Source organism: Leclercia sp. 119287 (assembly GCF_009734485.1).
In the GTDB taxonomy this organism is placed as follows: domain Bacteria; phylum Pseudomonadota; class Gammaproteobacteria; order Enterobacterales; family Enterobacteriaceae; genus Enterobacter; species Enterobacter adecarboxylatus_C.
This window is the reverse complement of the sequence record NZ_CP046445.1, coordinates 996,069-1,009,636: the sequence shown is the minus strand read 5'-3', so window position 1 is coordinate 1,009,636 and position 13,568 is coordinate 996,069. Positions and strand designations below refer to the sequence as shown.

Here is a 13,568-nt window from a genome sequence, read left to right as displayed (position 1 = left end):
CTTAAATACATTAACTTACTGTTATATAAGCAATCACTGTCTGTTTATCCCGTTATCCCACTTATCCCAGCCATTTACGCGCGTATACGAGATTTACTGCTGGCTGGATTAGTCCTCTTCCACATCCACCAGAACCACAAACCGCTGTTGCGTGCCGTTGATGCTGATGGTGCGGCTGTCAAGCCTCCCCTTCTCCTTACGAACCAGCATTCCGGCATCCTCAAGCGCCTCACCACCCAGTTTCTTCTGGATGCCACACAGGATCTCCGTCTCGAACACTGACGGGATGATGTGGTACTCCTTGCGCCCGTCCTCCCGGCGGCCGTCAACCAGATACCCGGCAAGGTTCAGGATGCGCTGGGCGTGGGTTTCATCCATGTTGCCGTTTACCTTGCTTGTGGCATAAGGCTGGAACCGTGAAAGGCCGTAGCGCTGAATGAAGTCGCGCGCCCGGGTCACCACCTGGTGCTTTTCACGGTTGCCCAGTCCGTAATTCTCCAGCCAGTCGTTAAAGCTCAGGCGAACAGCAGTACTACACTCGCTGGCGCTCCACCCTGTCAGTGGTGCTGAAAGCGCTGCCGCCGCATCCAGCAACGCAAAGCGTGTTGCCACGCGCTTAACCTGCGGTGAGGCTCCCTCCGGCAGGCTCTCCAGCCATTCAGATTCCCGGGTATTTACCATCTGGATGGCAGCCTCTTTGTCAGCGGCCAGCAGCGCGATCCACTCACGCCCCACCGCACCGCAGTAACGTGCCGCCTCCCGTTTAATTGCCCGGGAGTGCTGGTCACCGTCATCCATGCCGTTAAATTCCACGGTATCCACGAACGGCACACTGACCAGGCGCACCAGTTGCCCGGCCTTGGGGCTGATCCCGCTTTTCAGCATGAAGGTTTCAAAATCCTCCTCGCCGGTGCTGAGTGCCGCCACCGTCCAGCGCAGTACTGCACGGTTCCCGCCTTCCCGGGCTCCCTGAACCTTGCCGACGCCGTTAAAGAGCGTGTAGGCGCTGGTGGATACCTGTTTCGCGTCCCCGCCCTGGCCGATCTCGTCAATGGGCAGGAAGCCGTCATTGCGTGAGGCTGCTTCCACCGTCATCCCGTAGGCCGTAGTGAACCAGGAGAGTTTCAGCATGTCCGGTACACCGTAGATACTGGAAGCGGCTTCCACGGTCGTGGTTTTCCCGGCAGAAGACTGCGCGAACAGGTGGATACCGAAGCAGGATCCGCCCGCCAGCGAGTTAAGCGGGGCCGCAAACGCCACCAGCGCACCCAGCATCATTGACTGATTGCCCCGCATCAGCGCTGCCACGTTGTCACGCCACTGCTTAACGTTGCCGCGCACCACGTAGCCCGCCACCGCCGAGGTGCCGCCGCAGAACGCCACTGGCATATCCGGCGTGCCGACAATCTCCCCGTCTGGCATGACGTAAGCGCCGCAATGCCAGCCGGCGGTCTGGGTGATGGTCCATTGTGTTCGCTCACCCTTTCTCTGCAGGTGATCGCCCAGAATATCGAGCAGGGATTTGCGGGTGGTGATGTTTACCCCGCGCGAGCGCAGGCGCGCCCAACCGGCAGGCTGGCCCACTTCCCGGCGCGGTACCGCCTCAAACATCACGGCGGCGCTGCCCTCCGGTTTAAGCCGGATCACCAGGTAACTTTCACGCCCGTCCTGACCAATGCCGACGGTTTCCAGCTCGTCACACAGCCAGGTTTCTTTCTCGTCAATTTCGCCGGTGTCTTTGTTGGGTTTTGGTTCCACCCAGTAAAGGCCATTGTGACGGCATGCCACCCAGGGCTTATGTGCGATCTGTTTCTGGCTGGCGCTATCTTTCACGGTCACTTCAGGTAACACAGATACTTCTTCTCCCTGTGGTTGATACAGTGATTCAATGAACGCGGCACGTGTGTCGGAAATGCCGTCGCGCTGGCGTAGATCGTCCCAGTCGGCTTTGAAATCGCCTGCAGGCAGGGCCACCCATCCGGTAACGACCCGGGCGGCTTTCTCTGCGCTGATGCGCCCGGTGTTCACCTTCAGTTTGCCCCGGTCATCCGTCTCGCCCTCTGCATGCCAGTCGTTATCTGCCGCAATGATGATCTGCGCCTCCGGGTACCGGCTGCGCATCGCCAGCGCCACCGGCTTCAGGTTTCCGGCATTAATTGCGGCCACCGCCAGCACGTCCGGGCGGAGCTGGTGGGCAGTCAGGGCCGTCGCCAGCCCCTCGGCAATAATCACCGTCTGAGGCTCCGGCAGCGGAGTCTCTTCAGGCACGTTCACGGCATGCCACGCCCCGGTAATGGCAGATCCTGAAATAAGGCGCTTGCCGCCGTCAGGCGCGATGATTTGCACGGCAGTGGTGATACCGGCGCTGCTCGCCAGAGTTAGCATCAGGGAGCCATCCGGCAGAACGGGGAAAGTAAAGCCACCCAGACCGCGCGCAGTCAGATAAACAGGCTCTCCCGGCAGCGACTGGGCGATCAGTTTGTCCAGACTGGCAGCGAACCGCGCCGCCATGTCCCGACGCTCTGTAGCCTGCTGCTGCTCACGTTCGGCCCGGCGCTGCGCCAGCTGTGATACATCCTCTCCGGTTGATTTGTGCATGGCGCGTACATCCATCCCCAGCACATCCGCCACCAGCAGCGCGGCACGGGTCGTATCGCAGTTATTGACCTTCTTCACCAGCTCCAGCCCGTCACCGGCCCCGCACACGTTACAGAAGTGCGCTCCGCGTCCGTCGTCGTCAAACCGAAAGCGGTCATTACCACCGCATGCCGGGCATGGCACCTGTGCGCGCGGCGAGGCGGGAACGTCGATAGCCAGCAGGGAAAGCACGTCAGGCCAGCGACCGGCAGCGGCATCCGCTACCTGGCGGATCATGTCGATATTACGCATTACTCCTCCCGGCAACGGTCGCGCCCATATCCGCATTCATGCTTTGCCATATCTCAATACCGGCAGGCGTTAGACCGTCAGCATTTACGCAACGGCCCAGCAGCTCAATGCCAATGCCCTCCCATTGCCCGTGCGGGTACTGCTCTTTTAGGGCCTCCAGCGCGAAGCCGTCGATTAAGTCCCGGACACCTTTAACGCCACCGGCAATCTCAACGCGGATTGGCTGGCTGCCAGCGTCAATCATGAAATGGCCGCCGCTGGTGGTGGTAATATGCTGGTACAGTGCCGCCGCGTACTGGTTTGCCAGCGCATTCAGACGGAAATTTTTGGTGATCATGTCGCCTCCCTTAGTGCGCGATCGGCGCTGCTGGCATACCTTCGGTATTCAGCATTTCAATAAACCCGTCGTGAAGCATTGCCAGTCCTTCACGCCCCATCTGCGACAGGCGCAGGGCCCCACTACATGGATCCACCTCGGTCATGCCCTGATACATCTTCACAGCCAGCGGAAGGCCCGTTTCCACGCCATACTTTTCAATTGCCAGCGCCTCGATATGGCTTGCCAGTGAGAATCGTTCCGTCGCTGGATAGACGCTCAGGCCACCCTGTTCTCCGGCATAGATAACCGCCCGATCAGTTCCGCCGTCCTCGTTAGCCACCTCCACGGTGCCGTTTGCGCGCTGCTGCTCACAGATAAACAGGCAGGACACAATCCAGCGCCAGGTAAGCGCCATTTGTTCATCGGTGGGACTGAACCATCCGCGGGTTTCACCAAGCTGGATCTCCGCCGCCAGGCGCAGGCCGTCACCCAGCGAGGTATCAAAACGTCCGGTATCAAGCTGACGGATAGCGGTGGTATAGCCCACCAGCCGGTTATCAAGCCGGATTCCGTCCGGCGTTGACTCAATGCTGGTAAAGCCGGGATTGCCTGACTTTTCAGGAAATGACAGAACGTTGCTCATGCCTTGCCCTCCCGGTGTTCTCGCATCACGTAATCAGCTAACTGCTCCTCCGCCTCATCCATTGCCTCCGGGACGCCATGCAACAGCGTGAGAACGGAACCGATGAGACGAGGCAGATCGGGATGGGAGTCTTTGGTGGTAATTTCCAGCCACATGGATAAGACGGCCTGCGCCTGCTCTACCTGACAGGTGGCATCAATCAGTTGAAGCTTGCTCATGCCTCACCCTCCGCATCAATGCGTGTTACATCAACCAGGGTCAGAACTTTATCCAGCCAGCAATAAAGCTCCTGGCCCTTTTCTTTATCGAGAGAGGGGAGAAGTTCAGTCATGATGTAAACCAGCCCGGCACGGGTACGGGTCATGCGCTCAACGGTTCGACTTGCCTGCGTGGATGTGGCGGCGTAACCATGCAAACGGCCAAGCATGGTTTCGGCCGCTAAATCTGCCGGATGGCGATAAAGGATATCGATCTTCATGCTTCACCCTCCATAATCGCCAGTTCAGCTCGCGCTTTATTGACCAGACCTGAGCAGGCATCAATGGCGTCGGAAATATCGCAGGGCTCCATGCTTTCGGTTGCATGGCTGATGGCGATCAGAACAGCGGATGCCTGTTCAATGGATTGCATGACTGTCGCAATGCGGGATTTATGTGAAGGTTTAGGCATGGGCCACCCCCTGACGGATGCGACCTGCGAAGAAACAGACGTGATCACGCACCAGAGAACGACGAGCATCACGCTCAGTCGCAGCAGCAACATGGTGAAGAACAGGTTTGATTGTCGGACAATCGCGGCGAACAGCGGCGATAATCCAGATAAATTGCGGATTTTGGGTAGGGGTAGTAGCCAACATTTGGCAGCCTCCTTTGACTGGGCATAGAACCCATCACCGGAAACGCCAATTTCACTGGTGATGGACTGAACAGGGTTGGCGTAACCGGCGTCAAAGGTAACCGGCGCTTCCGAAGAAGCCCCCATCCAGCCCACCATAATTTTGTGAGCGGCACGGATTATACCCGTATCGCTGAAAAAAGGGTGTACTGAATTAACGACACAAAAAAAGACGCTCGGCGCGTCATGTGTCGCCTTTGACAATTCCGGGACGCCAATCCCGGTACCAGATTTTGCTGGTACGCTATAACCATAAACCTGGTTGGGGACGAACGGCAAGCCCTTTTTGTACATAGGGTGCAAAACTTGATTCACGTCATTAGTCATTTGCGGTGCCCTCTACTTCCGGCAGCTGCGGCTGGTGATCGCGCCAGAGCTGATCCTCTTCCCGGTTCAGGCTCTCTTTCTCCTTACGGCACGCCTGCAGGTCGTGGCCGCGCTTGCTGGCCTTTCGGGTGTACTGCGTTTTGCGGCGGGTGAAGTCGTTCAGGAACGCGAACGGCACACCATATGAGCCGGTTTTACGGATGGATGGGATGACCTGGCGGAATACCCAGTTACTGAACCGGTGGGCGAACGTGCCCGGAGTGGTGGCCTTGCGGCTGCGGGCGATCAGTTTGTAGAAACTGGACTCTGCAACCATGTTCCAACTGCGCGCACCACCACGTTTACCAGAATGACCCTCGGTTAAAGTTAGGGTCATTACTTCATCGCTATCCAGAGCGGACACCGCTTCGGTGGTATTACTGATTTCAAGCGCCCGGCATACATCGGAAGCAACAAACCACGGCTCACCTGCTACTTTCACGATCCGCACTTTTGCGCCTTCAAACCGGATAACGGAAATGTCAGCCGGGCTGGCCTGGTAAACTGGCTTATCGCACATGGGTAACCTCCTGAACCGGGCTGCCGCTCATCAGACTGGCAAATGCCTCCATGCGCTTAGCTACCTCTCTCACCGCATCTGTCGGGGTCATGCCATTGTTAATCGCTTCCTGAAATGCGGCCTGCTCAATCTTCTGCATAACGATCAGTACGCCCAGCTGCTGCTCATCGGCGCTGCCGCGCTCACCATCAGAAAGACCGGCCACGCGGTTTTCAGCACGAGCCAGATTGATGTAATGGTGACGCTGTGCGCCCAGCGCTTTCAGCCCGTCACGGCTTTCGTGATAACCCGGCAGATATTCACGACGTACCGGCCCGGCAGCGCGGCGACGTGCAAACGCTTTGGTGACATCCAGCTTGAACTGGTTAACACGCTCAGAATCACGCCCACGGATGATGCGCAGCAGATAGTCGAGCTGCGGCTCGTTCAACAGATAGCTAATCTCCGGACGTCCACGTTTGCGTCCGGATTTTCCCGATTTCAAATCGGGTAATTCTTTCAGTGACTGACGGGGCAATGCTCCCAGCTCGCGCAATCTGTCCTGGTGCGATTTAATCGTTGCGCTCAGGCTGTCATGCTGTATTCCGGCGCGCTCAGAAATGACGCGAGAATCAATACGGGGCTCCGCTTTATGGATAATCAAAATGTCGCTCTGGCTGGATTCAGGGTGAGCGAGGCCCTGACCGGTTAAGGTCATATTATTCAGTTTCATATTTCAGGCTCCGTTAGGCGGCGGTGGTGTCCGGGAACTGGTTAATAAGATGCTGCGCTTCGACGGCAGGGATAGAGGCTGCGCCGCGTTCTGCGCGCCAGCGGTTAATCAGGGTGACAATGCGTAATGCGGCATTGCGATCCGGCAGACGATAGCGGGTGAAGTGAGCCGAATAGCCATGACGCGATTGGTAACGCTCATTCTCTCCGGCAATATCAACGCCGTGCTGGTTGCGGAACTTTGACACATCGCTGTGCAGACAGGTGGTGTAAAACTTTGCGCCGGTGCCGATCTGGTCGAAGTCGTCTACTGAGCGGGCATTGGTGTCCAGGGCATTAACGCCACGTGGCTGTTTCAGCAAAAGAGTGGCAAACGCTTCGTTTTTGCTGACTGGCTTTATCTGGATGACTGGCGTAGTATCAGGGCTGTAACGTTCCTGCACTGCCGCCTTCTCCGGGCGGTTTTTTATTTGCATCAGGCCACCTCACCACGTGATTCAGCGATACGCTGATTGATCCACTCGTCAATTTCACTTTCGATAAAAGCGATAGAGCGAGAACCAATTTTAATGGCGGCGGGGAAACGTTGCTGGCTCATCAGGCGATACAACCACGCCTTACTGTAACCAGTGCGCTTTTGTACTTCAGCGAATCGAATTAATGACTGAGACATGTTTACCTCGTAACGTCTATTGCGGTTTACGAGATAAATGATGGCATGAAAAAATCTAAAAAAATCATACCCTCAGGCATGAGGGATAATTCTTGATCAAAAACCCTAAGGCCTTAGGGTACTCGGTGGATCTATTTGTAATCGTACCCTCAGGGTAAGCCAGGTGTTGCCCTGAGGGTACGGATAAAAATTTCATTTTCACCCTGAGGGTAAGCATCATGCTGCATAATCCCTGAGGGTGTTAATTGCTTAACGTTTAATTGGGCAAGCGACCATTTCGATTGCTTTGGCTTGGACATTCGAAAAGCCCTTATCCTCCAGGTCTTTCACAATCGCTGTTTGGTTGCCTCTTGTTTGCCTATCATTCTCAGGATCGTACTTTGCCCATTCTTGGTTCCGAATTTTAATCGCAAGGTATAGAGGGTCATCTTCCCGATACCTATTAATTAAAATAGGGCGTTCATTTTCGAGCTTTCTAACCTGCTTTTTAAGCGAGTCAATTTCCATTTTCAGGATCTCAACATCAGCTTCACTAAGTGGTTTTTGCTCAACACCATTCAGTGGTGTGGGCTTAACGTCCTCAAGAGGAGTTGAAAGGTCAATTCCAAGCTTATCCGCTAACTGCTTCAGCTCGGAGCGCCTAAAGCCATATGTATCAAATGCTGGTGCTGACCAATGGTCTTGCGCCGGCTGTCCCCATCCCGCCATAACATTAATCTCCAGATCTAGAATGGAATATCATCATCGAAGTCCATAGGAGGCTGAGGTGGTGGAGTCACCTCAGGCATATGACCTTCCTCATGAATAACCTTCAGAAGAGTTTCCAATTCTGAGTCTTGGTATCCACCATCGGTCCCTTCAATCGTGCTTGCAATGCCTTTCTTCACCCACTCAGGGAGATCTCTATTACTATTTTCAATGTATAAAAAACTTGCGATATCAGACTCACTGACATGTGGTTGCTGTAGTCTGATACGAGTAATCAATTCTCTTAAACTTATAAACTCATTTTCTCGTGCTTTAAGCACTTCAGCGATGTCTAGCATAACGCCACCTCACGCCCTCTGATTTTGGCGGCTATGTCAGCCCGCAGAGGTGTACGGGTTTTCGGGGATCAGCCTAGACATAGCCTTATTCTTTATACGCTTACAGAAGTCTACTCCGGTATACAGATACTGTCTATTCGTCCAGTTATGAGACCTTACCAAACGAGCCGTGAACCACATTCCCGCCCTGCTGCAAGCTATCCATATAGTCGGCATACCACTGGAGCATTTCGCGGCGGCCGTCCAAATACTGGGCGTGGTTGTACGTGCCGCGGATAGAGTTTTTATCGACGTGTGCCAGCTGCGTTTCAATCCACGCTGTGTTGTAGCCCTGTTCGTGGAGAATTGTGCTCATGGTGTGGCGGAATCCGTGGCCTGTTACTTTCCCGGCATATCCAATCCGCTTAAACACCTGGTTAATGCTGGCCTCACTCATAGTTTTCTGTGGATCGTTACGCCCTGGGAACATAAGAGGGTATCTACCAGTGATTTCACGAATACGCGCAATGATGGATAGGGCCTGCTGGGATAAAGGAACCATGTGTGGACGGCGCATCTTCATGCGTTCAGCAGGGATTTCCCATACTGCGACCTGCTCATCGATTTCTTGCCAAGATGCCCCGCGCAATTCGCCCGTTCTGAGGCCGGTAATAATGAGCAAGCGCGCAGCCAACACCACCAGCTCACTGCCTGAGTAGCGGGATAAAGACTCAAAAAATGCGGGAAGCTCTGGCGCATTCAGAAAAGGGTAGTGGTTGGATTCATGCCCCTGCATGGCACTGGTGAGATCTGGAGCGGGGTTATATTCAGCCCTGCCAGTAACGATGGCGTAACGAAAAACCTCGCCGCAACGCTGCCGCACTTTTTTGGCTTTCTCTGTAGCCCCTCTCCCCTCCATTCGACGAAGCACATTCAGCAGTTCAAGCGGCTTAATCTCCGCAATTGGCTTTTTGCCAATGTAGGGAAACACATCTTTTTTGAATGCTTCCATAATGTCGGAGGCATACCCGGGAGACCACTTCTTTAACTTACTCGAATGCCACTCCGTAGCAATGTCCAGAAATGTGTTGTTTACCTGAGCTTCGCGACTGGCCTTTTCTTCCCGTTTTGCTTTGTTAGGATCGATACCCCCAGCGATACCCCTTTTTGCCTCGTCACGTTTAGAACGCGCATCGGCTAGGGTAACGTCTGGATACACACCTAAAGCGAGCAGTTTCTCTTTTCCGTCCACCCGATACTTGAGTCTCCAGTATTTAGCACCATTGGGATTAACAAGAAGGTAAAGCCCACCCCCGTCAGCAAGTTTATAGGGCTTATCCTTGGGCTTGGCGGTATCGACCTGGCGGGCGTTGAGCTTCATCTGGGGGTATCTCCATAAGACCGAACAGCATATACCCCCTAATATACCCCCAATCACGTGTAGATTTTGGGATATGCCAGTAGACTTCAAAATACTAAAGAGGGCTGTATTGCTAGATTATACGGGGTTTTAATAGACTTGAGTAGACGTTAGGAGACGTTTGAATGGTGCCGATAATAGGAGTCGAACCTACGACCTTCGCATTACGAATTATAAGAACTGCTTTTTAACACAGTAACTTACCGCATCATCCCTGCGCTCACACGTCCCATGATGCCAAAAGATGTGAAGACACGACAAAGCCAGAAAAGCCATGAGTGTCCCACATTTGTCTCACACCACCCTGTCGTCTTCGATCGCACTGTTGATGAAGTACGTCACCCGCCCCATCACCTCAACCTCTTCCGCTGCAGATCCCTCTATCGCTTCACCATCATCACAAATCAACGCCCTGCCCATGACCCGGGCAAACTGAGTGCGGCCGCCGGACAAAATCAGCAGGACTTGATTCTGTACCAGCCTGGTAACCGGTTCGATAACGGCAAAGCCTGCCGACGTTTCCAGTATGCGGCTGTCCATGCCTATACCGCAGATGCGCTCAGGTGTTAACCGCTGCTCTACATAGTCGCCTGCCGGTGAAGGAAATCCCATCAGAGCACCCTCCCCATGTTGCGGAGCATCCAGAGGCGATTCTCACTGTCGTCCGGCGTCTTGTCGACGAAGCACTCCTGGTATCGCTCTATCCACTCGTTGGCATCGGCCCGGCTGAAATGCCAATGGACCTTTGCAAGTTCCCGGATAAAGTCTTCAGTACGCAAGCATCGGTAGCCCTTGGGGTTTAGCTGTACTGCGGCCACAAATGCGGCGTGAATGTCGTGACGGCGGGGCATGATCTGCACTCCTTTATACTGTTTTTATATACAGTAGTTTTAAAGGAGTTGCAGATCAAGCTCCATTGCCTGTTTCAAAAGCCATTAGTTTATTCGGCATACAACCTGTGAGATGGGAGTGCCTGTGGCCGCAGTAGTTACCTCAACCCTGAACGCCACCTGTGTCGCATCGAAAGAGTTTATGTAAGCCTGTGAGAACGACCCCGGCGCAGTAAAGCCACTGTGTCGTAGTGAAGACTGTATCTCTTCCACGGTTGGGGCTCTCCACAGAGTGTGTGGAATAGCTACAGTCTTTCCGCCAGTAGATGTCAGGTCAACTGCGCCCACACCGAAGAAACTATTTGTTTTTTTCGCCCCGGAGCCATCAAAACATGATAGTTTTAGCTCAGAAAGTGAGTTTTTACTAATTCCCGGGGGGGATGCAACGCCAGACATGAGCGCGTTTCCTGATCCCACGTCACCCTGAATACGGACGAAGCAGTTAAGGTTGGCTTTCTCATTGCGCCAGATGAGACTGACATTGTTCACCAGTATTTCAGCGTCGAGCCTGTCGGCCTTTGAGGTCGTCACCAGCACCGCTGAGACATTCCCACTCGCGTCTGTCGAGCCCACACCGACAGCCTTAATGTTTACCTTGATATCTGCGGAATCTGCAACAAACAAGTTGCCGCCATTGTCGCTCGCCTGACCAGCGGTTACTTGTAACCATACGCCGCCACCTGAATCAACCACGCCATCAGAGGAGGGGAGTGCAGATCCGCGACGTATGTGAACCTTGCCAAACACCATTTTATTTGAACGGTTCAGTACGAATGGTTTTATGACTCCACCCCAGTTACGGACATTAGCCTGAGCGTAAAGTGTGTTTATCCCACCAGATACGTTTACACCAATCTCAATATTACCCCAGCCACCGGCAGAAATGAGGGTATCAATGATGCATCGGTTGTTATCAGCCACATAAAGCAACTTGCCGAACAGTGCGCCGTTCAGGTTCATGTATTTGGCGCAAATAGATGTCTGTTCCGTGACGTACACCGAGTAAACAGGCTGACCAGGGAAGTGTCGTGACGTTTGTGGCGTTGTGCCGTTATTGCTTTTGTCGCCACATTCATTGGTAACGACAGAGCCGATTGGTATGTCGGATGGACCATCATAAATCCACGCCTCTTCAAAGGTATTCATAATCTCAAGTTCATCGATACAGCCAGGAATAGATGTCTTGTCGATTGTGTAGGTACCACCCTTTTGTTCCGTGCAATACGTCCACAATCCAACACCCGCCACGTTGCCAATCACGCAACGTTTTAGCTGAATCCTGCGACCATACATTTTCACGCCATAAGTAAGGGATGCAGTACTCTGGTTGGAAATATTTCCGTCGAAGATGAAACCATCAAACCCATAATCCTGCGTAAAATCTGGATCATCTGCGATTGAATAAGCGTCATTTGCCTTAAGGGTGTCAAACTTATAACTCTCAACCATGCCTGTGTTTGAGTTATCCGCCAGTTTAATGATCACAGTTCCGGGTGGGGTTTTACAAATAACGCCGCGACGCGGGACAATCGGCCCATTAATCAAGTAAACGCCTGGAGGAAAGTTAATAACCCCACCTCCGGCATTAAAGACATCAATAATTGCATTGTTAATTCCAGCTGTGTCGTTATGAACCCCATCGCCCACTACGTTTGCGAAATCTTTAATGCTGATAGTATCGCCATTTTTGGCGGCCTGAGTTCGTGGTACAGCATTAGTAAATGGAGCCTGAACGCCAATCAACTCCGAGCCAGTTGATTTTGCTAAATCAGCACGCAGCCTGTCAGGGTCATACTTAGCGACATCTTCAAAATAGAACTGCTGAGCGTTATAAGCGTCACGCACCTCCATGCTGTAATTCTGAACGGTGACAAATTTCTTAATCTGCCCATTCAGAACCGGGAAGCCGGCTGTATTAATAATAATTGGCTGGGGAACCGGAACTAACGACCCATCTTCATTTTCGACATAGACCTGAATCTGATTCGCCGGATTGGTCGGATCCGTATCAGGCTGGCCGATATAAATTTTCCCATTGGCATTGGCTTTGAATGAACGGGCCAGCGTAAAGAGTTGTGCTGGCATTCCAATAACCAGATTCGCGGTAATATCTGACATTTGCTGTGCTCCGGGCGCAAGTTATCCCCACAGGCGAGCTGCGGTGAAGTTTGATAACGTACCTAAACGGTACTATTGTGAGTTATTCGGTCGGTTTACGATGCCAGTCCATTAACTGGCGAGGCATCAATGATGTACAGCAAGTACGATGAGGCACAGTTTCACTTGAGACTTTCAAATGAGCTTCACGCGAAAATAAAGCAGCGTGCAAAAATGAATAATCGCTCAATCAATGCTGAGATTGTGGCGACGATGGAGGAGTCACTGTCCCGGCCATCACCAGTGGCTGGTTATCGGGATGAAGCAGAACGCGAGGCAGACTTGGCTTCGAAAGAGATCCAGAAAATGGTGTTCGATAAACTTGCCGATTTTTATCGCAAGAAGTAGGCGCAGGATATAAAAAAGCCCACCGGAGTGGGCTGCAATTTATTTCTTACAGGATACGAGCAGGTTTCGAGAAATGGTGCTGCTCATAAAAGCCTGATTTGGATCAGCAACAGCAACTAGTCCTTTATCACCGGCAGAGGTCAGTAGGTCATAGCCTTTAGCTCCGCACAGGTCTCCAGCCTTCGTCAGGCATGATCCCCACGTTCCGCCTAGGCCAGAGCAGTCGATTGTGTAGGCCTCTCGACCATCCGGCCCATATGTTTTAGACGAGGTTGCGCAGCCAGAAGCAATAAGAACAAGCAGAAGAACGCCGACTTTTTTAAACATAACCTTTCCATGCGTGATGTATTTTCAGCTAATTTAACATCGACTTTGCGAAATGTAATGTGTCGCCTCGCTTAATTAGATCCATTCATACGCTTGAGGTTTGCAGCATCAGATGTAAAGTATGCAAAAACACAGGAGGCGATTATGGATCTGGTTCTTTGGCTGATTTTCATTGTGCTAGCTTATATTGCTATCGCGCTGACAAAAGCCGTCCGGGCACTAAACAGCATCAAATCCACCAACGAAATTTCCATCAAATGCCTTGATGCTCACGAGCTTCTCATTAAAAAGTCCAACGAGGAGATTGAGCAGCAAGGAACCGCCATCGAGCAGATTAAAGACATGATGCTTGAAAGGCGCTGAGCATCAGCGTGACTGTTCATCCG

General features: G+C 52.9%; 19 protein-coding genes and 1 pseudogene. 2 read left to right on the top strand and 18 right to left on the bottom strand.

Annotated elements, in window-relative coordinates:
• Positions 1-108: 108 nt before the first annotated feature.
• The 17 genes and pseudogenes from GNG27_RS04940 to GNG27_RS04855 all read right to left on the bottom strand — a co-directional run bounded on the left by GNG27_RS04940 (position 109) and on the right by GNG27_RS04855 (position 12,468).
• Positions 109-2,889 (bottom strand): DUF927 domain-containing protein, encoded by a 2,781-nt coding sequence (locus tag GNG27_RS04940; RefSeq protein WP_197090561.1) that lies wholly within the window; start codon positions 2,887-2,889, stop codon positions 109-111.
• On the bottom strand, positions 2,882-3,226 hold the full coding sequence (locus GNG27_RS04935) for a hypothetical protein (protein ID WP_156263021.1): 345 nt from the start codon (positions 3,224-3,226) through the stop codon (positions 2,882-2,884). Before GNG27_RS04935 ends, GNG27_RS04940 begins: the two co-directional genes overlap by 8 nt.
• A gap of 10 nt (positions 3,227-3,236) precedes the next feature.
• Complete coding sequence (locus GNG27_RS04930) at positions 3,237-3,851, bottom strand: hypothetical protein (RefSeq protein WP_231600430.1); 615 nt, start codon at positions 3,849-3,851, stop codon at positions 3,237-3,239.
• Positions 3,848-4,069: a hypothetical protein gene (locus tag GNG27_RS04925; protein WP_156263020.1), complete on the bottom strand. Its 222-nt coding sequence runs from the start codon at positions 4,067-4,069 to the stop codon at positions 3,848-3,850. Before GNG27_RS04925 ends, GNG27_RS04930 begins: the two co-directional genes overlap by 4 nt.
• Entirely contained in the window at positions 4,066-4,329 is a 264-nt protein-coding gene (locus GNG27_RS04920; RefSeq protein ID WP_156263019.1) for a nicotinic acetylcholine receptor subunit beta, read from the bottom strand. Before GNG27_RS04920 ends, GNG27_RS04925 begins: the two co-directional genes overlap by 4 nt.
• Before the next feature lie 183 nt (positions 4,330-4,512).
• On the bottom strand, positions 4,513-4,707 hold the full coding sequence (locus tag GNG27_RS04910) for a host cell division inhibitor Icd-like protein (RefSeq protein ID WP_156265058.1): 195 nt from the start codon (positions 4,705-4,707) through the stop codon (positions 4,513-4,515).
• Positions 4,708-4,742: 35 nt separating this feature from the next.
• Positions 4,743-5,039 (bottom strand): annotated as a pseudogene (locus tag GNG27_RS04905) (ash family protein); the annotation flags it as partial.
• 25 nt (positions 5,040-5,064) lie between these two features.
• Positions 5,065-5,631: a BRO family protein gene (locus GNG27_RS04900; protein WP_156263018.1), complete on the bottom strand. Its 567-nt coding sequence runs from the start codon at positions 5,629-5,631 to the stop codon at positions 5,065-5,067.
• Positions 5,621-6,343, bottom strand: a complete 723-nt coding sequence (locus GNG27_RS04895) for a Rha family transcriptional regulator (protein WP_156263017.1) — start codon at positions 6,341-6,343, stop codon at positions 5,621-5,623. The genes GNG27_RS04900 and GNG27_RS04895 overlap by 11 nt, the downstream gene beginning before the upstream one ends.
• A gap of 13 nt (positions 6,344-6,356) precedes the next feature.
• Positions 6,357-6,818 carry a hypothetical protein gene (locus GNG27_RS04890; RefSeq protein WP_156263016.1) on the bottom strand — a complete coding sequence of 154 codons (462 nt, stop codon included), beginning with the start codon at positions 6,816-6,818 and terminating at the stop codon, positions 6,357-6,359.
• Positions 6,818-7,015, bottom strand: a complete 198-nt coding sequence (locus GNG27_RS04885; protein ID WP_071681646.1) for an AlpA family transcriptional regulator — start codon at positions 7,013-7,015, stop codon at positions 6,818-6,820. Before GNG27_RS04885 ends, GNG27_RS04890 begins: the two co-directional genes overlap by 1 nt.
• A gap of 249 nt (positions 7,016-7,264) precedes the next feature.
• On the bottom strand, positions 7,265-7,723 hold the full coding sequence (locus GNG27_RS04880) for a hypothetical protein (RefSeq protein WP_156263015.1): 459 nt from the start codon (positions 7,721-7,723) through the stop codon (positions 7,265-7,267).
• Positions 7,724-7,740: 17 nt separating this feature from the next.
• Positions 7,741-8,061, bottom strand: coding sequence for a hypothetical protein (locus GNG27_RS04875; RefSeq protein ID WP_156263014.1), 321 nt, complete (start codon positions 8,059-8,061; stop codon positions 7,741-7,743).
• 145 nt (positions 8,062-8,206) lie between these two features.
• Entirely contained in the window at positions 8,207-9,421 is a 1,215-nt protein-coding gene (locus GNG27_RS04870) for an integrase arm-type DNA-binding domain-containing protein (RefSeq protein WP_156263013.1), read from the bottom strand.
• A gap of 333 nt (positions 9,422-9,754) precedes the next feature.
• Positions 9,755-10,072 (bottom strand): hypothetical protein, encoded by a 318-nt coding sequence (locus GNG27_RS04865; protein WP_156263012.1) that lies wholly within the window; start codon positions 10,070-10,072, stop codon positions 9,755-9,757.
• A complete protein-coding gene (locus GNG27_RS04860) occupies positions 10,072-10,311 on the bottom strand; it encodes a hypothetical protein (RefSeq protein WP_156263011.1) in 240 nt (79 codons plus the stop codon). The genes GNG27_RS04865 and GNG27_RS04860 overlap by 1 nt, the downstream gene beginning before the upstream one ends.
• An 84-nt stretch (positions 10,312-10,395) precedes the next feature.
• On the bottom strand, positions 10,396-12,468 hold the full coding sequence (locus GNG27_RS04855) for a phage tailspike protein (RefSeq protein ID WP_156263010.1): 2,073 nt from the start codon (positions 12,466-12,468) through the stop codon (positions 10,396-10,398).
• Between the two features lie 132 nt (positions 12,469-12,600).
• On the opposite strand from GNG27_RS04855, the gene GNG27_RS04850 reads away from it, so the two are divergent.
• Entirely contained in the window at positions 12,601-12,855 is a 255-nt protein-coding gene (locus GNG27_RS04850; RefSeq protein ID WP_156265056.1) for an Arc family DNA-binding protein, read from the top strand.
• A gap of 39 nt (positions 12,856-12,894) precedes the next feature.
• On the opposite strand, the gene GNG27_RS04845 is transcribed toward GNG27_RS04850, so the two are convergent.
• Entirely contained in the window at positions 12,895-13,182 is a 288-nt protein-coding gene (locus GNG27_RS04845; RefSeq protein WP_156263009.1) for a hypothetical protein, read from the bottom strand.
• Between the two features lie 144 nt (positions 13,183-13,326).
• Here GNG27_RS04845 and GNG27_RS04840 point away from each other — a divergent pair, with 144 nt between their 5' ends.
• Positions 13,327-13,545 (top strand): hypothetical protein, encoded by a 219-nt coding sequence (locus GNG27_RS04840; RefSeq protein WP_156263008.1) that lies wholly within the window; start codon positions 13,327-13,329, stop codon positions 13,543-13,545.
• Positions 13,546-13,568 lie beyond the last annotated feature (23 nt).